The following is a 21,737-nucleotide window of genomic DNA, read 5'->3' as shown; positions in this document are numbered from 1 at the left end:
CCAGCTCCACGTCCGGAACCCGCTTCTCTCCTTCTCTGCGGAGCAGCTCTCCGAGTCGCAACCGCTCGGATTGAACGGGCTTTGCAGCCCATTCAATCGGAATCCGGATCAGGCGTCGTCGCTGAGCAGTTCGGTGTCCAGGATCGAGCGGTACTGCTCGAGGTTCTCGCCCTCGCCGAGTTCACGGGCGATCTTCTCGATGGCGAGCCTCACGACTTCGCTCTTGCTGATCAGTCGTTCGGGGCTGGACAGCTCGTAGGCCGTGCGGGTCAGCAGGGCGTCCTGTTCGTCGCTGATCACCACCTGCAGGCGTTTACGTTCCTTCTTGGGCATGCCTCTCCTGAAAGGGAGCTCCCGCTGCCCGGGGACAACGGTGCTGGGTGTGGTCGTACCCGCAGCCTAGCACGCAGCCTGAGTACCCTCAACATGAGACTCCCCTGACGACGGGCCTGTAGATACGGCTCATCCTCGCAGGACGCGTGCGCGTTATCGTGAGTGTGGACACACCTTGAGCAAGATGTGTAACATGCACCCAAGCCGCGTGAGGCTTCCGGCCAGCGGCCATCCCCCCCCCGCCTCACGCGCCCGTGAAGACCACGAAAGGATACCGCCATGCAACTGACCCCACTGCACGTCCAGGGAGGCCGCGAACTCAGCGGCGAGATTGCCGTTCAGCACAGCAAGAACGCGGCGCTGCCCATCATCGTGGCCAGCCTCCTGAGCCGTGAGCGGGTGACCCTGCACGGCATCCCGCACCTCAGCGACGTCATGACCATCCTGGACCTGCTCGCCCACATCGGCACGCAGCACACCTGGGTCGGCGAGAACAGCCTCGAACTGTTCACGCCCGAGATCCTGAACACCGACGCGCCCTACGCGCTGGTCAGCAAGATGCGCGCCAGCTTCATCGTGATGGGCCCGATCCTGGCCCGCGCGGGCCGCGCAACCGTGTCCATGCCCGGCGGCTGCGCCTGGGGCCCGCGCCCCGTCGACCAGCACGTCAAGGCCCTGCGCGCCCTGGGAGCCCAGGTGAACGAGGACGGCGGGAACTTCGAGGCGACCCGCCAGGGCAGCCTCAGCGGACACTTCATCTTCGAGCTGCTGACCGTGGGCGGCACGCACAACGCCATCCTGGCCAGCGTGCTCGGAGACGGCGTGGTGACGCTGGAAAACGCCAGCATCGACACCGACGTGGTCGACATGATCGAGTTCCTGAACAGCCTGGGAGCGGACATCCAGGGCGCCGGCACGAACACCATCACCGTGCGCGGCGTCAGCGCGCTGCGCGGCGGCACGTACACCGTCATTCCCGACCGCATCGAGGCCGGCACGTTCATGATGCTGGCCGCCGCCACCCGCAGCCGCATCACCCTCACGAACGTCCGCCCGGACCACCTGCGCGCCGTGACCGGCAAGCTGCAGGAGATGGGCGTCGACATCACCGAGCAGGGCAGCACCCTGACCGTGGACGCCCGCAACCGCACCCTGAGCCCCGTGAACATCACCACCCAGAGCTACCCGGGCTTCCCCACCGACCTGCAACCCCAGATGAGCGCCCTGCTGGCCACGGTTCCGGGCACCAGCGTCGTGCAGGACCCGGTGTACCCCGACCGCCTGACGCACGTGGCCGAGCTGACCCGCATGGGTGCCAACATCACCGTCAGCGGCTACACCCAGGTGATCCAGGGTGCGCCGCTGCACGCCGCGCCCGTCAAGGCCGCCGACCTGCGCGCCGGGGCCGCGCTGTTCATCGCGGGCCTGACCTGCGAGGGCGACACCGTCATCGACGGCGTGCAGTACCTCAACCGCGGCTACGAACGCCTCGCCGAGCGACTGCGCGGCCTGGGCGCCAACGTCACGCAGCCGGAAGGCAACCTGGCCGCCGCCGACTGATACGGACTCCGATTGACTGCCTTCGTAAGGCATTCAACCGGAGTCCGTATGATCAATGGTGCGGATACTGTTCAAGCGCCAGAGGGGACAGGCATGGCACACGTCTTCTGTGACGCCATTCCTGCTCACCCCCTCCCAGCCTCCCCCCTCAAGCGGGAGGGGGAAACACGGCGTGTTCATCGCTGGTCTGCCCTGAAGGTATGAACCTGTCCGCACCATTGCTGAGACGCACCCGGGTTGAATGGGTTGCCACACCCGTTCGATCCGGGCGGAGGCGGCTCGCAGAGCGGCCCCGCACAGGCATCATACGGATTCCGTTTGTTTCGTTAACAACCCGGGACAGCACCGGATTGCCAACTCCACGTCCGGAACCCGTTTTGCTCCTTCTCTGCGGAGCAGCTCTCCGAGTCGCATCCGCTCGGATTGAACGGCTTTGTAAGCCATTCAATCGGAGTCCGTATCAGGTCTTGCTGAGCAGGTAGGCCTTGGGGTGATGCCCGCCGCTGGCCACCTGGAACAGTTCATGGGCGCTCCATTTCTGCTGTTCGGCCAGCACCCGCTCGAACAGGCGGATCTCATGCGTGATGACGCACAGACGCCCGCGCTGGCTGGTCAGGCGGCCCATCTCCTTGAGGAAGGCGGGGTACAGGGCCTCGTTGCCGCCGTGCGTGCCGATGGCGTCCCCCCAGGGCAGGTCGGCCATGACCAGGTCGAAGGACCGGGCGGGCAGACCGGTGTGCAGCGCGTCGATCTGCGCGACCTCGATCTCGCGTTTCGCGGCGCGGATGTTCGTCTGCGCGCAGCGCACGGCGTCCGCACTGATGTCCACGCCGACCATCGCGTCGTAGGGGCCCATCAGGGCGCGCTCGATCAGGAGGGTGCCGCTGCCGCTCATGGGGTTGAAGATCCGGTCGTTGTCGCGCTGACCGGCGAGTTTGTGGGCGGCGTAGGCGATGGTGGCGTTCAGGCCGCCGGCCATGTTGCACTCCCGCCACGCGCGGGCGCTCAGGGGGCGGCGGGTGATGCGGGCCAGCACGTCCCAACCCTCACCCTGCTGCTGCGGCAGGATGCGGATGAGCAGTTCGCCGGTCTCGGGTTCGTGCGGGAGTTGCAGGGCCGTCTGGAGTTCCTCGGCGATGCGCTGCATGACCGGACTCTCGCGGCCGGCCGCGCCGATCCGGAAGGACGTGTGCCCGCCGACCGCCACGACCTCCTGCAGGAAGGCCGTCAGTTCCCCGAGCTGCTGGTGGCCCAGCAGGCCACGCGGGCGGGGCACGTCCCAGCCGCGCACGCGGTACACGGCCGTCACGCTCTTCATGCGGGTCAGGCGTTCCGGGTCGCCGGGGTACCAGAAGCGCGGGCCGCGGATGTCACGGGCGAGCGGCACGGTGTCGAGTTCGGTGGCAGCCACGTGTTCCAGGCCGGCCAGCGCCTCGAGTTCGTACTCGTGGGCGGGCGCGCGGGTACGGTGATCGACCTTGGGTCGGCTGGATTTCCGGCCGGTGGGCGCGGTTCGGTCTGATCGGGCGGGTCGGGGCATAGCAGGACAGTATAAGGCCGCCGCGCACCGACGGACGCGTGGGCGTAGAATCCGGGCCGATCTATGACCCGCCCACCGCCATCCCGCCCGACCGCCGGTCCACCCGGCGCAGTCCGAACCGTGCGCCGCAAGACGCTGTACTCCCGCCTGAGTCCGCCGCAGCTGATTGCGCTGTCGTTCGCGCTGGCGATCCTGGTGGGGGGCGCGCTGCTGAGCCTGCCGGTCACGCACGGCGTGAACCCGGACGGCACGCGCCGCTCCGTGAATTTCCTGCAGGCGCTGTTCACGTCCACCAGCGCGCTGTGCGTGACCGGCCTGAACGTGGTGGACCCCGCCAAGGACTTCAACCGGCTGGGGCAGGTGATCATCATGCTGCTGATCCAGCTGGGCGGCCTGGGGATCATCACGTTCGGAACGTCGTTCGCGCTGCTCTCGCGCCGCCGCGTGAACTTCAGCGAGCGGCTGCGGGTGGCGCAGCAGGTGGGCGCCCTGAACGCCGGCGGGGTGCTGTCGCTGATCCGCAGCATCTTCCTGTACACCTTCCTGATCGAACTGGCCGGCGCGGCGCTGCTGGCGTTCCGGTTCGTGCCGCTCGAAGGCTGGGGGCGGGGGCTGTTCTACGCGCTGTTCCACTCGGTCAGCGCCTTCAACAACGCGGGGTTCGCGCTGTACAGCAACAACCTGATGAATTTCGTGGCGGACCCGCTCGTGAGCCTGGTCGTGGCGCTGCTGATCATCCTGGGCGGCACCGGGTTCCTGGTGCAGCTGAACGTCGTCGCGCACCTGATGGACCCGCGCCGTAACCGCCTGCTGGTACACAGCAAACTGGTCCTGACCATGATGACGGTCCTGCTGGTACTGGGCACCCTGACGTACCTGATCTTCGAGTGGAACAACCCGGCCACGCTGGGACCGCTGGGTTTCGGCGCGAAACTGCTGGCCAGCTTCTTCCAGAGCGTCACGACCCGCACGGCCGGGTTCAACACGCTGGATTACGGCGCGATGGGCCTCACGACCCTGTTCGTCAGCATCATCCTGATGTTCATCGGCGCGAACCCCGGCGGGACCGGGGGCGGCATCAAGACCAGCACCTTCTACGTCATGATGGCCAGCGCCTGGAGCATGGTGCGCGGCCGGCGGGACGCGACGCTGTTCCACCGCCGACTGGACACCGACACGATCCTGCGGGCCATGACCGTCGGGCTGCTCAGCATCGGGCTGGTGAACATCATGTTCACGCTGCTGCTGGCCCTCAACACCCGCGCGGACGTGCGTTTCGTGAACCTGTTCTTCGAGGCGGTCAGTGCCTTCGGAACGGTTGGCCTGAGCATGAACACCACGCCGCTGCTGAACCCCGATCAGCACGTCGTTCTGATCGTCCTGATGTTCCTGGGCCGCATCGGACCGCTGACGTTCGCGGTGGCGTTCAGCCGCTCGGGTTCCGGCGACCTGATCCGCTACCCGGCCGAGAAGGACATCCTGATCGGCTGAGCCCGCCCCTCCACTGCCCTCCCGCCTCTCCCCCACCCCGGGCCGCGCAGCCCCCCAGAAAGGACTTCCCATGAAAAGCAAACAATGCCTGGTGATCGGACTCGGCCGCTTCGGAACGGCGGTCGCCACCACCCTCTACGAGATGGGCCACGAGGTCATCGCCGTCGATCAGCACGAGGAGAACGTCGAGCGGGTCATGAACCTCGTCACGCACGCCGCCGTGCTGGACGCCAGCGACGAACGCGCCCTGCGTGCCCTGGGCGTCGCGGACTTCGACGTGGTCGTGGTCGCCATCGGCACGGACGTGCAGTCGAACATCCTGGCCACCATGAACGCCAAGAGCCTGGGCGCGCCGTACGTGGTCTGCAAGGCCATCGACGAGATGGCCCGCCGCGTGCTCGAACGCATCGGCGCGGACCTGGTGATCCGGCCCGAGCATGACATGGGCGTGCGCCTGGCGCGGCAGATCGCCACGCCGAACATCGTGGATACCCTGGACCTGGGCAGCGATTACGCCGTCGTGGAGATCGAGGCGAACGAACGCCTGAAAGGCACGCTGCGCGACCTGAACCTCACGGGCCGCTTCGGGGTGCAGGTCATCGCCATGAGCCGCGCCGGGAAGATCGAGGTGACCCCCGGCGCAGAGGACGAACTGCGCCCCCACGACAAACTCGTGCTGATCGGCACCAGTCACGCCCTGGACGAACTGCGCCGTTACCTGGGCGAATGAGGCGGACCCGGATTGAATGGCCCTACAAGCCGTTCAATCCGAGCGAAGCGACCCGGAGAGCGGCTCCGCAGCGTGGGCCATGCCGCACGGGAGGCCCCACGGCCTACGGGTGACCCAGGGCCACGACCATCGCCGCCAGCAGCGGCAGGAGCGCCGCCAGGCCCCACACGGCCGCTGCGCGGGCCGCGCCGGGCCGCAGCAGGAACAGCAGCAGCAGTGCGGCGGTCGCCAGGGTCAGCAGCAGGTACACGGTCTTCATGCCGGGCAGCATACGGCGCTCAGCGCTGCGCCTGCCGCTGCGCGTCGTCCAGGGCGGCCTTTGCGCTCAGTTTGCCGGTCGTGGCCTTCTGCATGGCGTCTTCCAGCAGCGCCGTCCAGCCGGCGTAGTCGGGCGTGGTGGGGCGCGGCACGGCGCGGTTCATCTGGGCGTGTGCGCCCCGCAGCTGCGGGTTCCGGGCGTACCAGCCGTCCAGCAGCGGCACGGCCGCGCGGCGCGGGGGGGCGTAGGCGGTGGCCTGCACCCAGCTGGCGAGCCGTTCGGGTTGCGTCAGGTACGTCCAGAAGGCCGCCGCGCCGGCCTGCTCGGCTGCGGGGGTGCCTTTCGGGATGGCCAGGGTCGCGCCGCCCAGCGGGACGGTGCAGGCACCGGGTTTCTCGCAGGGGAACGGCGCGACGCCCAGCTTGAAGAACGGAAGTTTGCGGGCGTCGGTCCAGTTGGCGACGCTGGCCAGCACGAACACGTTCTGCCCGCGCGCGAAGTCGAAGGCGGCGCGGGTGGCCTCGGCCAGGCTGCGGGGCTGCGCCTGCCCGGCGGCACTCATGCGGGCCAGCTGCGTGAGCGCCTCGATGGCGTCCGGGCTGTTCAGGCGGGGTTCCTGACCGCTGCTGAGCGTCCCGCCGCGGGACAGGACGTTCGCCTCGAAGGTCCAGGCGTCGGCGGCGGCGACCAGGGGGCGGCGGCCGCCGGTGGCGAGGACGCGGCTGGCGCGTTCCAGGTCGGCCCAGGTGTCGGGGACCTTCAGGTCGGCGTTCTCCAGGATGCGGGCGTTGAACATCAGGACCGGGACGCTCACGTTCCACGGCAGGCCGTAGGTGCGGCCGCCCATCTCGCCGGCACGCCACACGGCCGGGTAGAAGTCGCTTTTCAGGGCGTCGGGCAGGGCGTCCACGGTGCGGGTCAGGTCCGTGAGCTGCCCGGCGGCGGCCAGCGCGGGAAACTGCGTGAATTCCAGCTGGACGAGTGCGGGTGCGCCGCCGGTTTTCAGGGCCGCCTGGAGTTTCGGCAGCAGTTCGCGGTAGTTGCCCTGCGCGACCGGCACGACCTCGAAGCTCCCCTGCGAGCGGTTGAAGTCGCGGGCGTAGGCGGCGACAGTGTCCTGCACGCCGGTCATGGCATGCCAGAATTCCACGCGGACCGGCGCGGCCTGCGCGGCGTTCAGGGCCGTCAGGGCCAGCGGGGCGGTCAGGGCCAGGGAGCGGAGGGACAGGCGCATGCCGCGAGTCTAGCGGCTGAACCTGACGCCAGGCTGGCGCCCCGGTGGGCGGCGTTCAGGACAGGCAGCGTTGGGGCCGTTCTCCGAATGGAGGCGTCGGACGTCGGTTGTTCCGCTGCCTCCATTCTCTGCTTCGCGGCTGTTCCCGTCCGTCCGGCCCGTCCACAGTCACCCGCTCTCCTGCGGAGCGTTCCAGGTCCGCCCGGCCATCAGGACTGCCTCTTGATGGCCACTGCTCTAGGGCAGGACGGGGTACAGGTCCACGCGGGTGCCGGGGCGCACGTCCTGGCGGGCGGCGATGCCGACGGTGGCGACCGGGCCGCTGCGCGCACCGAGGCGGCTGAGCAGCGTCACGAGTTCCGTCACGTCCAGGCCCTGCACGTACTCGCTGGGCACGCCGCGCGCCGTGATGTCCAGGACCGTGTCCTTGACGAGGTCGTTCACCTGTTCCTGCAGGGCGCCGGGCGTGACGTTCAGGTTGACGGTGGCGCGGCGGATCACCTGATCGCCGCGGTACAGGACGTTGTTCGCGCGCGCGTCGCAGCTGAGGTCCACCGGGAAGCCCACGGCGGCGTTCTGAGCGGCGCGGCACTGCACGAAGGTGCTGGCGTTCAGGCCGCGCAGCTTGGTCTCCAGCAGGCTGCGCGCGCCGGGACCGAGGCGCACGCTGGGCGTGCCGCGCGCCCCGCGCGTCTGGGCGCTGCGGGCGGCGTCGGCCAGGAAGGTGTCGAGGTTGCGGACACTGGGCACCACGGCGGCGTACACGAGGTCGTTCTTGGGGTAGGCGAGGTCGGTGTTGCGGCTGGCGCTCAGTTCGGCGCGGCTGCTGGAGTACTCGTCTTGCAGTTTGCCCAGCGTCTCGCGGGCGGCGGCGAGGTCACGGCCGAGGGCCTCGTTGCTGGCGCGCAGCTGGGCCTGCTGCGCCCGCAGCTGCGTCTGCTGGGTCTGGAGGGCCGTGAGTTCCGACCGGACGCGGTCGCGGTCGCGGGCAGCCGCGTCGCGTTCGCCGGTCAGCTGGGTGCGTTCGGCCAGCAGGCGGTCGCGGGTCTGCTGCGCGGCCTGCTGCTGCTCGCGGGCGCGGGTCAGCGCGGCCTGCGCGGCGCTCAGGGCGGCGTTGGCGGCCGCGCGTGAGGCGTTCAGGGTCCGGACCTGTTCGCTCAGGGTGGCGACCTGCGCGCGGGCCTGCTGGGCCTGTTCACGCGCGGCGCGCTGCGCGGCCCGCGCGGCGGCCTGCTGGGACGCGGCGCTCTGCTGGGCCTGCTCGGCGACCGCCTGGGCGGCGCGGGCGCGGTCCTGCGCGGTGCGGGTCTCCTGTTCGCTCAGGGCGATGCGGGCAGCGAGGTCGATGACCTGCGCGTCGAGGGTCTGGGCGCGCGCCTGGGAGCTGGTCAGGGCCTGCTCGCTGGCGGCGAGTTTCGCGCGGTTCTGCTGCGCGCGGCGTTCCAGGGCCGTCATGGTGCCGGTGAGGGTCTTCACGCGGGTCTGCAGGGCGGCGGCCTCGGCCTTGAGTTTCTGCTCGGCGGTGCGGGCGGCGTTCAGGTCGGCGCGGGTGCTTTTCAGGTCCCGCAGCGCCAGCGTCTGCTGGTCGCGCAGCGTCCGGGCTTCCTGCTGCGCGCGGTCCCGGTCGGCCTGCGCGGCCTTCAGGTCGCCCTGCACGCTGCGGATCTCGCCGCGCAGCGCCTCGAGTTGCGGGCGCAGCTGGTCGGCCTGCGCGATGGTGTTCACGGCGCTGCTGTTGAGCAGCAGGAAGGCCGCGAGGCTGGCGGCGCTGATGCCCATGCCGGAGAGCACCGCCACGAGCAGCGCGGTGGTCTTGGGGCGCAGGCCGAACAGGCGGATGTGCTTGCGGCCGGCCTTGCGGGCGATGGTGTCGGCGGCGTAGGCGACCACGCCCGAGAGGACGATCACGAACGGCAGGAACAACCACAGCATCTCAGGGCCTCCGGGGGGCGGCGGGCGTCACAGTTCGAAGTCGTCGCCCAGGTAGTACTGGCGGGCGTCCTCGTCCTGCGCGAACTGGGTGGGGGTGCCCTCGAACTTCACCTGCCCGTCGAACATCAGGTACACCCGGTCGGTCAGGGCGATGGTCTCGCGGACGTTGTGGTCGGTGATGAACACGCCCAGGCCCCGGCGGTCACGCAACTCGTGGATCAGGCGCTGAATCTCGCGGATGCTCTTGGGGTCCACGCCGGTGAAGGGTTCGTCCAGCAGCAGGTAGTCGGGATCGGTGGTCAGGGCGCGGGCCAGTTCCAGGCGGCGGCGTTCCCCGCCGGACAGCTGGTAGGCGTAACTGCCCGCCAGGTGCGTCAGGCCGAACTCGGCGAGCAGCGAGTCCGCGCGGGCTTCCTGCTCGGCGCGGCTGAGGTTCTGGTATTCCAGGATGGCCAGCAGGTTGTCGCGGGCCGTGAGTTTCCGGAAGGCGCTGGGCTCCTGCGGCAGGTAGCCCAGGCCCAGGCGGGCGCGTTCGTGCATGGGCAGGCGCGTCACGTCCCGGTCGCCCAGCGCGATGCGGCCCGCGCCGGGGCGGATGAAGCCCACCAGCATGTAGAAGGTGGTGGTCTTGCCCGCGCCGTTCGGGCCGAACAGGGCGATGATCTCACCGGGCCGGACGGTCAGGTTCACGTCGCGGACCACGGCGCGGCGCCCGTAGGTCTTGCCCAGGTGCTCGGCGTGCAGGACCGGGCGTTCCGGGGCGGCCAGGTCGGGCGTGACCGCCGTCTGAGAAGGGGTCCGGGAGGCGGGAGCAGTCACGTGCGCAGCGTACCACGCGCCCCCCATGAGCCCCGTGATGAACTCCCCTGTCCCGGCAAGGGCGCGGGGACTGTGGGCGCACGCATGGGGCGGCGCGGGCGGGCGCATTAGACTGGGCGGCATGTTGCTGACGATTGTCGTACTGGATTCCGTGGGTGCCGGCGAACTGCCGGACGCCGCGAGCTTCGGGGATACCGGAGCGCACACCCTGAACCACACCCTGCAGGCCGCGCCCGTTCACCTGCCGAACCTCGCGGCGCTGGGGCTGGCGCGCGTGCCGACCATCCACACCGACCCGGCGACCATCCCGGCCGTTCCCGCGCAGGGGGCCTTCGGGCGGATGCGCGAGGTCAGTCCCGGCAAGGACACCAGCACCGGCCACTGGGAGTTCATGGGCGTGCAGCTGGAGCACGCCTTCCAGGTGTTCCCGGACGGTTTCCCGCCCGAGGTGATGGACCGCTTCGACGCGGCGACCGGCACCGGGCACCTGTGCAACCGCCCGTACAGCGGCACCGACGTGCTGCTGGACTTCGGTGAGGAGCACGTCCGGACGGGCAAACCCATCGTGTACACCAGCGCCGACAGCGTGTTCCAGATTGCCGCGCATGAGGACGTGGTGCCGCTGGAGACGCTGTACGCGTGGTGCGCCGCGGCGCGCGAGATCCTGCAGGGCGAGTACGCCGTGGCCCGCGTGATCGCCCGCCCGTTCCGCGGCGAGCGGCCGTTCGAGCGCGTGAACGAGCACCGCAAGGACTTCAGCCTGATCCCGCCGCCCACGGTGCTGGACGCCCTGAAGGACGCGGGGCAGGCGGTCGTGGGCATCGGGAAGATTCCGGACATCTACGCGCACCGGGGCTTCACCGAGGAGATCCACACCGACGACAACGCCGACGGCATCGCCAAGACCCTGGATCGGATGCGCCGCGCGGCCGCCGAGGGCACGAGCGGCCTGATCTTCACGAACCTGGTCGATTTCGACAGTCGGTTCGGGCACCGCCGCGACCCGCAGGGCTACAGCGCCTGCCTCGCGCAGTTCGACGCGGCCCTGCCGGACCTGATCGCCGCCGTGCCCGGCGGGGGCGCGCTGATCGTCATCAGCGACCACGGGAACGACCCCACGTGGCGCGGCTCGGACCACACCCGCGAGTACGGGCTGCTGCTGGCGCACCGCGCCGGGGCGGCGGGCGTGGACCTGGGCGAACGCGCCACCTTCGCGGACGTGGGCGCCACGGTCGCCGACGCGCTCGGCGCCACCTGGAGCGGACCGGGCGAGAGCTTCTGGCCGCAGCTGGGCGCACGGAACGGGTGAACGGGCCGGCGCCCGCACCGCTGCCGGACGGCCTGTACGCCGCGCCGGAAGCGTTCACGCTGACCCTGACGCTCGGCGGCCGCTACGCCGGCGAGCAGAACTGGACCATCCATCCGGAGCGCAGCGCCGTCGTGGCCCGCGTGCAGACCGACTTCGGCGGCGTGCTGCCCGAGATCCGGCGGGTGCAGACCAGCCGCCTGCACCCCCGGCAGCACACCAGCCTGGGGTACGCCGAGGGGGACGGGCGGGGCCGCGCGGGCTTCGAGGTGAACTTCGACCGGCGCGCCGGGATGATCACGTTGCGCCAGGGCCGTGACGAGGCCAGCGCCCCCCTCACCACCGAGTACCAGGATCCGGTCAGTCTGCTGCTGTGGCTGCGCGCCCTGGTGTCGCGCGGCCCGGCGCACGCGGATCCGGACGCGCCCGAACGCACGCACGCCCAGCTGACCGGCGGCCGGGTCCTGATTCAGCGCCTGCCGGACCAGGAGATCGGCGGCGTGCCGTGCAGCGGGTTCTACCTGCGGCCCGGCGGCGCGTACGTGTTCGTGGAGCAGGCCGAGCCGTGGCGGCTGACGCGCCTGATTCAGCCCACCGATTTCGGCCCGGTCGAGGCGAACGTGGCGGCCGGCGCCGGCCGCCGCGCCCCGCCGGGCAACGCGCCCCGCCGCCGCCGCGCCTGAGTCCCCTCCCCTCCCCTTTTTCTGTTCATCCGCCTGTTTCCTGTTTCCTGGAGTGATCATGCAAGTTCTGGAAGGCCCCGACGCCCGCCGCGCCCTGACGCGCACCTTCAATGACCTGCCCGTGCCGGACGCCGTGCTGTCCCGGATCGAGGCGACCTTCGGTGAGGCCCTGAGCCCCACGCAGGTCGCAGAGCGCATCCTGGCCGACGTGCGCGAGCGCGGTGACGACGCCGTGCGCGACTGGACCGAGCGGCTGGACGGCACGCGCCCGGACGCCCTGGCCGTCAGCGCCGACGAGCTGGCCGCCGCCCACGTGCCGACCGACCTGCACGCCGCCATCCGGACCGCCATCACCCGCGTGCGCGCCTTCTACGGGCAGCAGCCGGCGCACGGGTTCCTGAACCACGGGCCGGACGGCGCACTGGGACAGCTGGTGCGGCCGCTCGGCCGGGTGGGCGTGTACGTGCCGGGCGGGCTGGCCCCGCTGATCAGCACCCTGATCCACACGGCGGTGCCCGCGCAGGTGGCGGGCGTGACGGACATCGTGATCACCACGCCGCCCGCCCGTGACGGCAGCGTTCACCCGGCCATCCTGGTCGCGGCGCGCGAACTGGGCCTGACGCAGGTGTTCCGCGCCGGGGGCGCGCAGGCCATCGCCGCGCTCGCGTACGGCACGGCCAGCATTCCCGCCGTGGACAAGATCGCCGGGCCCGGCAACCTGTTCGTGGTGATCGCCAAGCGCCTCGTGTACGGCCAGACCGGCATCGAGAGCCTCCCCGGCCCGACCGAGACGCTGGTCGTGGCCGACGACAGCGCCGACCCGCGCCACGTGGCCGCCGACCTGCTCGCCCAGGCCGAGCACAACGGCGCGGAACCCGTGCTCGTCTCGACGAGCCGCGAGCTGCTGCTGCGCGTGCAGGCCGAACTGAACGGGCAACTGGAGGCGCTGCCGGAACCCAACCGGGGCTGGGCGCGTGACAGCGTCTCGGCGCGCATGAAGGTCGTGCTGGCCGCCACGCTGGACGAGGCGCTGGAACTCTCGAACCTGTACGCGCCCGAACACCTGTGCCTGCTGACCCGCGACCCCTGGAGCCTGCTGGGGCAGGTGCAACGCGCCGGGGGCGTGTTCATCGGCGAGTACTCCATGGAGGCGCTGGGCGATTACGTGGCCGGGCCCAGCCACGTCATGCCGACCGGCGGCACCGCCCGTTTCATGAGCCCGGTGAACGTGCGGGACTTCCAGAACATCATCTCGGTCGTGGGTCTGAACGAGGGCACGCTGCGCCGCATCGGGCCGGCCGGGGCGACCCTGGCACGCGCCGAGGGCCTCGAGGCGCACGCCCGCGCCATCGAGAGCCGCCTGCCCCGCGACCCGTCATGAGCGCCGCGGTCACCCCGGCCCCCGCGCGGGTCCTGACGCCGCTGGTGCTGCTGTGCCTGGGCACCGTGTACGTCGTGTGGGGCAGCACGTACTTCGGAATCAAGGTCGCCATCCAGACGCTGCCGCCACTGGGGATGCTGGCCGCGCGCTTCGGCGTGGCGGGCGCGCTGCTGCTGCTGGTACTGCGGCTGCGCGGCGCGGCCCTCCCGACCGCGCGGCAGTGGGCGGCGAGCGCCGCCATCGGCACGCTGCTGCTGGGCGGCGGCACCGGACTGGTCACGCTGGCCGAGCGGGACGCGAGCAGTTCGGTGGCGGCCATGATCATCGCCGTCTCGCCGCTGTTCGCCGCGCTGTTCGGGCGGCTGTGGGGGGAACGCACGGGCGGCCGCGAGTGGCTGGGCATCGCCGTGGGTCTGATCGGCATCGCGCTGCTGAACGCCGGGGAACTGCGGGCCACGCCGCTGGCCGCCGCGCTGCTGGTCCTGGCGCCGCTGTGCTGGACTTTCGGCAGTCAGTGGTCCCGGCACCTGCCGCTCCCGCCGGGCCTGATGGGCAGCGCCGCCGAGATGCTGACCGGCGGCGGCGTCCTGCTGCTGCTGAGCCTGCTGATGGGCGAACGCTGGGGCGCCCCCAGCGCCGCGAGCCTCTGGGCGCTGGCGTACCTGACGGTGTTCGGCAGCCTGCTGGCGTACTCGGCGTACATGTACCTCGTGGCGCACACCCGGCCGGCACTGGCGACCAGTTACGCCTACGTGAACCCGGTCGTGGCTGTCCTGCTGGGCGTGGGCTTCGGTGGCGAGCAACTGGGCACGCTGGGCTGGGCGGCGCTGGGCGTGATCCTCACCGGGGTGCTGCTGGTCGTGTGGCCCCGCCGCGCCCCCACCCACCCGGCCGGAGCGGGCGCGTGAGCAGCGAGCTGCACCTGACCGACGCGCGGCCCACCGACCCGGTCAGTCTGGTCGTGCGCCGCCGCATCCGGCCCGGCCGGGAGGGCGAGTACGAGGCGCTGCTGACCGAGGCGAACGCGCTGCTGGCCCGCATTCCCGGTCACCGCGGGACCGGCGTGGTCCGCCCCCCGCCCGGCGAGCAGGAGTACACCCTGCTGGCCCGCTTCGACTCGCTGAGCGCCGCGGCCGACTGGGAACTCTCGCCGGAACGGGCCGAGTGGCTCTCGCGGATCGCGCCGCTGGTCGACGAGCACGTCAGTTTCGAGAAACAGCCGGGCCTGGACTTCTGGTTCACGCCGCCCGCCGCCGCGCGCCTGCAACAGCCGCCCCGCTGGAAGATGGCGCTGCTCACGCTGGCCGCGCTGTACCCGGTCAGCGTGAGCACCTCCTGGCTGTTCGGGGAGGCGCTGAAACCCTGGCTGGGCCACTACCCCATGCCGATCCGCGCCGTGCCGCAGATGATCGTGGTGGTCCTGTCCATGACCTACCTCGTCATGCCGGCCGTGACCCGCTGGGCCACTCCCTGGCTGCGGCGCTGACCGCCCCCACCGGGGATTACGGACGGCCGTCTGTTCCGCCCGTCACCCGCCCACACGCCGGGTTGCCAGCGGCACGCCCGGCAGACCGCTCTGCTCCTGCGCGGCGGGGCCGCTCTCCGAGTCGCATCCGCTCGGATTGAATGGCCTTCGCAGCCCATTCAACCGGAGTCCGTATCATACGGATTCCGTTTGTTTCGTTGACAACCCGGAACGGCACCGGGTCGTCAACTCCACGTCCGGAACCCGTTTCTCTCCTGCTCTGCGGGGCAGCTCTCCGAGTCGCATCCGCTCGGATTGAATGGCCTTTGCAGCCCATTCAACCGGAGTCCGTATCAGTTCAGCTGTGCGCCCTGCCAGTCCTGCACGGCGGCCGCGTCGCTGGCGGCGGCCAGCAACGTGACGAGCTGCCCGTCGCGGTAGGGGGTCAGCAGCAGCGTGTGGCGGCCGTACGTGACCTGCAGGCCGCTCAGGTCACCGCGGTTCAGGTGGAAGCTGGCGGTGGCGGCGGCCGTCACCAGGAACCGGGCGTACATGCCGAAGGTTTCGGGGAGCGTCTCGCCGAACTCGTCCTGGCGTTCGCCGTCGGCGTTGTACAGCACCGCCCCGAGCACGCCGGGCACCGAGCGCAGGCTGCCCAGCGGCCCGCCGGGTGCGGGGCTCGGCGCGGGCTGCTGCGGCGCAGGAACGACCGGGGCCGGGGGAACGGGGGCCGGGACGGGCGCGGGCATGACGGGCGCCGGCGCGGCCGGGACCGTTCCCTGATCCCGCGCGGCCAGCGCCGCCTGCAGGTGCGGCTCGATGGCCGGCAGCAGCTCGGTGGGCGTGAAGGGCTTGCGCAGCACGCCGCAGGCACCGGCGGCCTGCGCGTCACGCTGGGTGACCTCGTCGACGATGCCGCTCATGAGCATCACGGGAACGTTCACCTGACGGTCCCCGAGGGTACGGGCCAGTTCCAGGCCGCTCATGCCGGGCATCAGGATGTCGGCCAGGATCATGTCCGGCAGGGGCTCCAGGGCCAGCAGGGCGTTCTCGGCGCTGTCGGCCATGCGGACCACGTAACCCTGCGGCGCCAGGATGCGCTCCAGGGCCTTGCGGACACTGACGCTGTCGTCCACGACCAGCACGGTGGTAGGAGCAGTAACTTGGGTATCAGACGGGTTCATGAGGCCTCCAGGGCAGAGTTGAGAGGATCGGCCGCGCGCGTGTGATCGGTCTGCACGGCGGCTTCCATCAGGAGACGGGACGTGGGGAGGGAGATCTGCTTGGGGTACCCGTTCAGGGCGTCCGGTGAGATCAGGTGAAACCGGAACTCGCCGGGACCGGACACGGACAGCAGGTGGGTGGCCGCCTGGGACGGGTTCAGCGCGCCGTACTCCGCGTCTATGATCTCACCCCGGCGGACCACCAGGTGCGCAGGTTCGGGGCCCAGATGCACGATCAGCAGCCCCGAGAGCTGCAGTTCCTGGGCGCACAGCAGCACGTCGGTCAGGTTCAGGTCGTTCAGGGCGCCTTCGAGCGCGGCGGCGGCCGGGTCTGCCCAGCGGGGCGCGGTGAGTTCCGCCATCCGCCCCAGGGCGCGCGCCAGTCCCTCGGGCACGCTCAGACCGGCCGGGACGACGACGTCGTAGGGACCGCCGTAGCGGCTGGGCAGCTGCGCGCCGGGAATCAGGACGATGGTCTCGGCGCTGGCCGGATCGTCCCGCAGGATCTCGTGCAGGTCGGCGGCACTCAGGTCCTCGAGGTGCGGGTCGATGACCACCAGGTACGGGCGTTCCCGCTCGATCTGCGTCAGGGCGTGCAGCCCGCCGGCAGCGGTGGAGGCCGTCCAGCCGGCGGCCTCGATCAGGGCGGCGTGGGACAGGGCGCGGGTCAGCTGCGGCGAGATCACCAGACAGCAACTGTCCGAGCCGGTCCAGGTCACGCGCGGACCTTCCCGGTGGGCAGCAGGGCGTTCAGGCGCCGCTGCAGCAGGCGTTCCTCGGCCGGTTTGGCGAGGTAGTCGCTGGCGCCGAGTTCCAGGGCCAGCTGCTGGTGCTTCTCGCCGGCGCGGGTGGTCATGATCACGACCGGCAGCGTGGCGTGGGCGGGGCTGCTGCGCACGGCGCGCAGCAGTTCGAAGCCGTTCATGCGGGGCATCTCGAGGTCGCTGAGCAGCAGGTCGGCGCGCTCGCCGGCCAGCAGCCGTTCCAGGGCTTCCTGGCCGTCGCTGGCGGTGGTGACCTGAAAGCCGAAGCGTTCGAGGCTGCGGCCCACGTGGCGGCGCACGCTGAGGCTGTCGTCAACGAGCAGGATATGGGCGCGGTCCGGCGCGGCGCTGACCGGCCGGGCGGCGCGGCGCACGCCCCGCGCGCTGGCCTGCGCCAGCCCGGCCGGGTCGAGGATCGCGACCGGGAAGGCCCGGCCGGAGGGGTCGTTCAGGGTCGTCATGCCGCTGAGGTAACCGAGGCTGCCCAGCAGTTTCCCGGCGGGGCGCAGCACGATCTCCTCGAGGCTCAGGAACTCGTCCACCAGGACGTGCAGGGTCCCGGCGCCGCCCAGGGAGAGGCGGGCCACGTACCGGACGGCGGCCGGTGGCTCGCCCCACAGGTCGTTCAGGTCGACGCTGCCGGCGGGCGCGTCTCCCTCGAGCAGACTCATGCCCTGCATCTGCGAGGCGAGCACCGCGACGCGCTGCGTGCCGACCCGCATGACCAGCACGTCCGTGATCTGCTGCGCGACCGGGACGTGCAGGGTGATGGCGGTGCCCTGACCGGGCTGGCTGCGCAGGTTCACGCGGCCGCCCATGCGGGCGATGGCGTCGCGCACGGCGTCCATGCCGACGCCACGGCCGGCCTCCTGGGTGACCTGCCCGGCGGTACTCAGGCCCGGCAGGAACACCAGTTGCGCGGTCTGCTCGTCGGTGTACGCGGCGAGTTCGCCGGCGCTGGCGTGTCCGGACTGCAGGGCGCGCTGGCGCAGCGCCTCGAAGTTCAGGCCGCGGCCGTCGTCCTGCACGGTGACGCTCAGGTGACCGTCGGCCACGTGCGCCGAGACGCTGACCTGCAGGCGGGCGGGTTTGCCCTGCGCGGCGCGCTCCTCTGGGGGCTGCGCGCCGTGCACGGCGGCGTTGGTGAGCAGGTGCAGCAGCGCCTCGCCGAGCGGTCCGGCGTGCTGCGCGTCGATCAGGCTGTCCTCGCCGTGCAGGGTGAGGGTCAGGTCGGTGCGGCGGTTCGCCCAGCCGCGCAGCGGGGCGGTCACGCGGCTGACCGGGAGCAGGCGCGCGCGGCTGAGTTCCACGCGCAGCTGCCGGGTCAGTTTTTCCAGGCCGGTCAGTTCGTCGCCCAGGGCGCTGATGGCCTGCGCGTTCTGCGCGCGGATCTCGGTCAGGTCGGCGCTGAGTTCGGTCACGGCGCGCGCCAGGATGTTCAGGTCGTCGTAGGTGTCGAGTTCCAGCGCCCCGAAGTCCGCGAGGCGGTCTTGCAGGTGCAGGTCCCCGGAGGGACGGGCCGCGCCCGGCGTGGTGGGCGCGGCGCCGCCCGGCGTGAGGTTCGGGTTCAGGTAGCGTTCCTCGAAGTCGCGCACGGTGCGCTGCACGCGCTCGTGCGCGGCGTCCAGGCTGCGGGCCAGGCCCTGCTGGCGCAGCAGCAGGCCGTTCAGGCGGGCGCGGCTGGCGACCAGTCCGGCCACGTCGTCGAGCATGCCGTCCAGGCGGGCGCTGTCCACGCGGACGCTCAGGCGGGTCTCGCTGCGCGGCGCGTGGGTGGGCGCGGCCGCGACGGGCAGGGCCGGTGCCTGACCGCCGAGCAGCGCGGCGACGCTGGCGCGGTAGGCCTGCACGCGTTCCGTCTGGGAACCCAGGCGGCCCTCGGCGTGGGCCAGGACGGCCTCGGCGACGTTCAGGCCGTCCTCGAGCAGCGGCAGCGCGCGGTCCAGGGGAATGCCGTCCTCGCGGGCGCTGGACATCAGGTCTTCCAGGGCGTGCCCGGCGTCCGCGAGGTCCTGCAGGCCGACCATGGCGCTGCTGCCTTTCAGGGTGTGCGCGGCGCGGAACAGCGCGGTCAGGTCCGGGGTCTCGGCGTGCAGACCGGCGCGCAGCGCGGCGGTCAGTTCGGCCGCTTCCGGGCCGAAGTCCTCCCAGATGGGCGCGTTCACGACCGCGAAGGGCTGCTCTTCCTGGCTGTGGTCGCGGGCGTCACGGGCGCTGAGTTCGAAGGGGTGGGCGCGCAGCAGCGCGGTGACCTGCGCCGGGCCGCCGCGGTCGGCGAACATCAGGCCCACGTCGCCTTCGCCCTCGCCGCGTTCGACGCGGTCCAGCGCGGCGTTCAGGCAGGCGACGGCCGGTTCGAGCACCTCGGTGATCTGCGGTACGGCCTCCTCGGGCAGGCTGGCGCGGCCTTCCATCAGCCGTTCGAGCAGCGCCGCGAGCGCGGCGGTCTGCGGGTAGCCGTAGAGGCCGGCGGTGCCCTGCAGGCGGTGGCCGAGCACCCAGAGGGTCTCCATGGCCTGCAGGCGCGTGGCCGGGACCCACAGGTCGACGGTCGCGTCCTCGATCCCGGCCGTGACGCTGCGGGCGTCCTGCAGGTACGTGGCGATCAGGTCCGCGTCCAGGGTGACCGGGTTGTAGGGGACGGACGTCATGTCAGGGTTCCTCGCAGGGGGGTGGGGGGGGTGAGGGCCGGCAGGGCGCGGCTCAGCTGGGCAGCTTGAAGCGCGACAGGCTCTGCAGCAGGTTCTGCGCGAGGTGCTGCAGGCGCTGCGCGGCGGCGCGGCCCTGCTGCACGCTCTCGTGGGACTGCTCGGCGACCTGACCGATCTGCTGCACCGATTCGCTCACCTGTTCGACGCTGCGCACCTGTTCGGCGGTGGCGGCGTTGATTCGTTCGGCGAACTGCGCGGCCTGCGCGGCCAGCGTGCCCAGTTCCTCGATGCGCTCCCCGGCGGTCGCGGCGACGCGGTAGCCCTGTTCCACCTCGCGGGTGCCGTCTTCCACGCTGGTGACGACCTCCGTGATTTCCAGCTGCACCGTGCGGATCAGGCTGGCGATGCGGGCCGTGGCCTGCGCGGAGGAGTCCGCGAGTTTACGCACTTCGTCTGCGACGATCGCGAAGCGGCTGCCGGCCGCCCCGGCCCCGGCCGCCTCGATGGAGGCGTTCAGTGCCAGAAGGTTGGTCTGGCTGGACAGACGTGAGATGGTGTCCACGATCTCCTGAATTTCCAGCGAGCGTTCGCCCAGCGTCTTGATTCGGCGGGAGACGCCCTGCACCTCGCGGCGGATGTTCTGCATGCCGTCCAGGGTGCCCAGCACGGCCTCGCGACCCTGCTGGGACGCCGCGAGCGCCTGCCGGGCGGACTCGGCGCTCTGGCGGGCGGCGTCGGCCATCTCGCGGAAGCCGTCGGTCACGGCCTGCACCTGTTCGGCCACGCGGCGGGTCTCGGCAGTGGTGGTGTCGGCCCCGCGCACGATCTGGTCGGTGGTGCCCAGCATCTCGCGGCTGGCGTCGGTCACGGACGCCGAGGCCTTCTGCACCTCGCCCAGAACGGCGCTCAGCTCGTCGACCATCACGTTGATGGAGTCCACGACGTTGCCCAGCACGTCCTCACTGACCACGCCGCGGCGGGTCAGGTCGCCGCCCGCGATGTCCATGGTCACGTCCAGGAACGAGCCGATGTTGCCCTGCAGGCGCTGGGCTTCCTCACGCTCGGCGACGTTCTTCTGCTCGTTGACGCGCAGCTGCTCGGCGGCGTTGTTGAAGGTGTGGGCCATGAAGCCCAGCTCGTCTCGGGTCTGCACCGGCACCTGCACGTTCAGGTCTCCCTGCGACAGGGCGCGGCTGGCGCGGGTCAGCGAGCTCAGCGGTTTGACGATGGAGCGCGACAGGCGGATCAGCAGCGTGAACGCCACGACCAGCGCGGTGGCCACCAGTGCCAGGGTCAGCAGCAGCCGGCGGCGGGACTCGTCGATGCGCTCCTGGAGAATGCCGGCCAGCGCCTGGGTGCCGGCGTTCAGGGCGGCGCTGCCTTTGAGGGACGCGCCGTCCTCGATGTTGTTGACGTTGATGCCCTTGAGGGTCCCGAGTTCCACGGCCTGGTTGATGTCGGCGATCACCGGCGTCAGGGCGTCCGTGAAGCTCTGCGCGGCCTTGCCGAGGGTGTCTTTCAGGGCCGGGTTGGCGCGCACGGCGCGTTCCACGCTGCTGTTGTAGGTGCTGAGCGAGGCCTCGAATTCCGTGCCCAGGCGGCGCAGCAGGTTCAGGTAGGCGGCGTCGTCGCCGGGTTCGCGCAGGCCGGCCTCGGCGGTCAGGTACGCGATGTTCAGGCGGATCAGGATGTCCGGCAGGGCGCGCAGCGTGGAGTCCATCACGAAGAAGCTGTCGGGCACCGGGTCGAGCATCAGGCCCGACTGGGTCAGGGCGTCTTCGGTCATGCCGCGCTGGTAGGTGCCGATCAGGTTCTGGAAGGTCTGGATGATCGCCAGGTCGGCCTGCGTGCCGATGGCGTCCGGGAGGATCTTCCAGTCGTTCCTGAAGGCCTGGATACGTTCGCGGTAGATGGGGTCGGTCTGACGTTCCAGCGTGGCGATGGCGGCGTTCACGGCGGCGGCGTTCTTGGCGGCGTCGTCCAGTTTGCCTTCCAGCGAGTGGTCCACGAACGCGTTGATGTTCGTCTCGATGGCCTTGAGCGGCTCGAACAGCGTGATGCCGGTCAGCTCGCGCTGCGTGAAGGTGATGTCGCGCTGCTCGGCGGCGAGCAGCAGACTGACCAGCACGGTCAGCGGCACGCCGAAGGCCAGTGCGGTCAGCGAGAGCTTCTGCCCCACGCGCAGGCGTCCCAGCCAGCCGACTCGCTGTTCACTGGCAGGGCGGGCAGGGCGGGACAGTCGGGCAGTCTGGAACTGGAGTTGCATGGGTGAACCTCCGGGAGGGGGGGCAGGAGAGTGGGCGGGCGCGGGGAGGGGCTCGGCGTTCGGTTGGCTCAGCGGGCGAGGGGATCAGCGGGCGAGGGGA

Annotated in this window: 18 protein-coding genes; 8 read left to right on the top strand and 10 right to left on the bottom strand. The window is 71.1% G+C overall.

Going from position 1 to position 21,737, the window contains the following annotated elements; translation table 11 throughout:
- Positions 1–108: 108 nt before the first annotated feature.
- Entirely contained in the window at positions 109–333 is a 225-nt protein-coding gene (locus ABDZ66_RS06935) for a hypothetical protein (protein ID WP_055362750.1), read from the bottom strand.
- A gap of 279 nt (positions 334–612) precedes the next feature.
- On the opposite strand from ABDZ66_RS06935, the gene murA reads away from it, so the two are divergent.
- Positions 613–1,893, top strand: coding sequence for a UDP-N-acetylglucosamine 1-carboxyvinyltransferase (murA, locus tag ABDZ66_RS06930; RefSeq protein WP_343757333.1), 1,281 nt, complete (start codon positions 613–615; stop codon positions 1,891–1,893).
- A 460-nt stretch (positions 1,894–2,353) separates the two neighbouring features.
- Here murA and ABDZ66_RS06925 read toward each other — a convergent pair whose 3' ends face one another.
- Complete coding sequence (locus ABDZ66_RS06925; protein ID WP_343757332.1) at positions 2,354–3,433, bottom strand: methyltransferase domain-containing protein; 1,080 nt, start codon at positions 3,431–3,433, stop codon at positions 2,354–2,356.
- 120 nt (positions 3,434–3,553) lie between these two features.
- Between ABDZ66_RS06925 and ABDZ66_RS06920 the strand changes: the two genes are divergently transcribed.
- Together ABDZ66_RS06920 and ABDZ66_RS06915 are read left to right on the top strand one after the other, a co-directional pair.
- On the top strand, positions 3,554–4,924 hold the full coding sequence (locus ABDZ66_RS06920) for a TrkH family potassium uptake protein (protein WP_425544410.1): 1,371 nt from the start codon (positions 3,554–3,556) through the stop codon (positions 4,922–4,924).
- Positions 4,925–4,994: 70 nt separating this feature from the next.
- A complete protein-coding gene (locus ABDZ66_RS06915; protein WP_343757330.1) occupies positions 4,995–5,654 on the top strand; it encodes a potassium channel family protein in 660 nt (219 codons plus the stop codon).
- Positions 5,655–5,757: 103 nt separating this feature from the next.
- Here ABDZ66_RS06915 and ABDZ66_RS06910 read toward each other — a convergent pair whose 3' ends face one another.
- The 4 genes from ABDZ66_RS06910 to lptB all read right to left on the bottom strand — a co-directional run bounded on the left by ABDZ66_RS06910 (position 5,758) and on the right by lptB (position 9,898).
- The gene (locus ABDZ66_RS06910) at positions 5,758–5,913 is read right to left on the bottom strand and encodes a hypothetical protein (protein WP_343757329.1); all 156 of its coding nucleotides are present in this window, start codon (positions 5,911–5,913) and stop codon (positions 5,758–5,760) included.
- A 19-nt stretch (positions 5,914–5,932) separates the two neighbouring features.
- Positions 5,933–7,147 carry an ABC transporter substrate-binding protein gene (locus ABDZ66_RS06905; protein ID WP_343757328.1) on the bottom strand — a complete coding sequence of 405 codons (1,215 nt, stop codon included), beginning with the start codon at positions 7,145–7,147 and terminating at the stop codon, positions 5,933–5,935.
- 237 nt (positions 7,148–7,384) lie between these two features.
- Positions 7,385–9,079 (bottom strand): DUF3084 domain-containing protein, encoded by a 1,695-nt coding sequence (locus ABDZ66_RS06900; RefSeq protein WP_343757327.1) that lies wholly within the window; start codon positions 9,077–9,079, stop codon positions 7,385–7,387.
- A 27-nt stretch (positions 9,080–9,106) separates the two neighbouring features.
- A complete protein-coding gene (lptB, locus tag ABDZ66_RS06895) occupies positions 9,107–9,898 on the bottom strand; it encodes an LPS export ABC transporter ATP-binding protein (protein ID WP_343757326.1) in 792 nt (263 codons plus the stop codon).
- A gap of 121 nt (positions 9,899–10,019) precedes the next feature.
- Here lptB and ABDZ66_RS06890 point away from each other — a divergent pair, with 121 nt between their 5' ends.
- The 5 genes from ABDZ66_RS06890 to ABDZ66_RS06870 are packed head-to-tail and all read left to right on the top strand — an operon-like array spanning position 10,020 to position 14,754.
- Positions 10,020–11,207, top strand: a complete 1,188-nt coding sequence (locus ABDZ66_RS06890) for a phosphopentomutase (RefSeq protein WP_343757325.1) — start codon at positions 10,020–10,022, stop codon at positions 11,205–11,207.
- Positions 11,204–11,887: a hypothetical protein gene (locus ABDZ66_RS06885; protein ID WP_343757324.1), complete on the top strand. Its 684-nt coding sequence runs from the start codon at positions 11,204–11,206 to the stop codon at positions 11,885–11,887. Before ABDZ66_RS06890 ends, ABDZ66_RS06885 begins: the two co-directional genes overlap by 4 nt.
- A gap of 58 nt (positions 11,888–11,945) precedes the next feature.
- Positions 11,946–13,268 carry a histidinol dehydrogenase gene (gene hisD, locus ABDZ66_RS06880; RefSeq protein ID WP_343757323.1) on the top strand — a complete coding sequence of 441 codons (1,323 nt, stop codon included), beginning with the start codon at positions 11,946–11,948 and terminating at the stop codon, positions 13,266–13,268.
- Positions 13,265–14,176: a drug/metabolite exporter YedA gene (gene yedA / locus ABDZ66_RS06875; RefSeq protein ID WP_343757322.1), complete on the top strand. Its 912-nt coding sequence runs from the start codon at positions 13,265–13,267 to the stop codon at positions 14,174–14,176. Before hisD ends, yedA begins: the two co-directional genes overlap by 4 nt.
- Positions 14,173–14,754 (top strand): antibiotic biosynthesis monooxygenase, encoded by a 582-nt coding sequence (locus ABDZ66_RS06870; RefSeq protein WP_343757321.1) that lies wholly within the window; start codon positions 14,173–14,175, stop codon positions 14,752–14,754. Before yedA ends, ABDZ66_RS06870 begins: the two co-directional genes overlap by 4 nt.
- Before the next feature lie 332 nt (positions 14,755–15,086).
- On the opposite strand, the gene ABDZ66_RS06865 is transcribed toward ABDZ66_RS06870, so the two are convergent.
- The 4 genes from ABDZ66_RS06865 to ABDZ66_RS06850 are packed head-to-tail and all read right to left on the bottom strand — an operon-like array spanning position 15,087 to position 21,637.
- Positions 15,087–15,917, bottom strand: a complete 831-nt coding sequence (locus tag ABDZ66_RS06865; protein ID WP_343757320.1) for a response regulator — start codon at positions 15,915–15,917, stop codon at positions 15,087–15,089.
- A complete protein-coding gene (locus tag ABDZ66_RS06860) occupies positions 15,914–16,675 on the bottom strand; it encodes a DUF4388 domain-containing protein (RefSeq protein WP_343757319.1) in 762 nt (253 codons plus the stop codon). Before ABDZ66_RS06860 ends, ABDZ66_RS06865 begins: the two co-directional genes overlap by 4 nt.
- The gene (locus ABDZ66_RS06855; protein ID WP_343757318.1) at positions 16,672–19,371 is read right to left on the bottom strand and encodes a hybrid sensor histidine kinase/response regulator; all 2,700 of its coding nucleotides are present in this window, start codon (positions 19,369–19,371) and stop codon (positions 16,672–16,674) included. The genes ABDZ66_RS06860 and ABDZ66_RS06855 overlap by 4 nt, the downstream gene beginning before the upstream one ends.
- Positions 19,372–19,423: 52 nt before the next feature.
- Positions 19,424–21,637 (bottom strand): methyl-accepting chemotaxis protein, encoded by a 2,214-nt coding sequence (locus ABDZ66_RS06850; RefSeq protein ID WP_343757317.1) that lies wholly within the window; start codon positions 21,635–21,637, stop codon positions 19,424–19,426.
- Positions 21,638–21,737: the final 100 nt, after the last annotated feature.

It is taken from the genome of Deinococcus depolymerans (assembly GCF_039522025.1).
Classification (GTDB): Bacteria; Deinococcota; Deinococci; order Deinococcales; family Deinococcaceae; genus Deinococcus; species Deinococcus depolymerans.
The sequence above is the reverse complement of the archived record's forward strand: the minus strand, read 5'-3'. Positions and strand labels throughout refer to the sequence as shown.

Coding starts and splice junctions, on each gene's coding strand:
- ABDZ66_RS06935 (WP_055362750.1), bottom strand. CDS start 333: ATGCCCAAGAAGGAACGTAAACGCCTGCAGGTGGTGATCAGCGACGAA.
- ABDZ66_RS06910 (WP_343757329.1), bottom strand. CDS start 5,913: ATGAAGACCGTGTACCTGCTGCTGACCCTGGCGACCGCCGCACTGCTG.
- yedA (WP_343757322.1), top strand. CDS start 13,265: ATGAGCGCCGCGGTCACCCCGGCCCCCGCGCGGGTCCTGACGCCGCTG.
- murA (WP_343757333.1), top strand. CDS start 613: ATGCAACTGACCCCACTGCACGTCCAGGGAGGCCGCGAACTCAGCGGC.
- ABDZ66_RS06905 (WP_343757328.1), bottom strand. CDS start 7,147: ATGCGCCTGTCCCTCCGCTCCCTGGCCCTGACCGCCCCGCTGGCCCTG.
- ABDZ66_RS06865 (WP_343757320.1), bottom strand. CDS start 15,917: ATGAACCCGTCTGATACCCAAGTTACTGCTCCTACCACCGTGCTGGTC.
- ABDZ66_RS06850 (WP_343757317.1), bottom strand. CDS start 21,637: ATGCAACTCCAGTTCCAGACTGCCCGACTGTCCCGCCCTGCCCGCCCT.
- hisD (WP_343757323.1), top strand. CDS start 11,946: ATGCAAGTTCTGGAAGGCCCCGACGCCCGCCGCGCCCTGACGCGCACC.
- ABDZ66_RS06890 (WP_343757325.1), top strand. CDS start 10,020: ATGTTGCTGACGATTGTCGTACTGGATTCCGTGGGTGCCGGCGAACTG.
- ABDZ66_RS06925 (WP_343757332.1), bottom strand. CDS start 3,433: ATGCCCCGACCCGCCCGATCAGACCGAACCGCGCCCACCGGCCGGAAA.
- ABDZ66_RS06915 (WP_343757330.1), top strand. CDS start 4,995: ATGAAAAGCAAACAATGCCTGGTGATCGGACTCGGCCGCTTCGGAACG.
- ABDZ66_RS06855 (WP_343757318.1), bottom strand. CDS start 19,371: ATGACGTCCGTCCCCTACAACCCGGTCACCCTGGACGCGGACCTGATC.
- ABDZ66_RS06900 (WP_343757327.1), bottom strand. CDS start 9,079: ATGCTGTGGTTGTTCCTGCCGTTCGTGATCGTCCTCTCGGGCGTGGTC.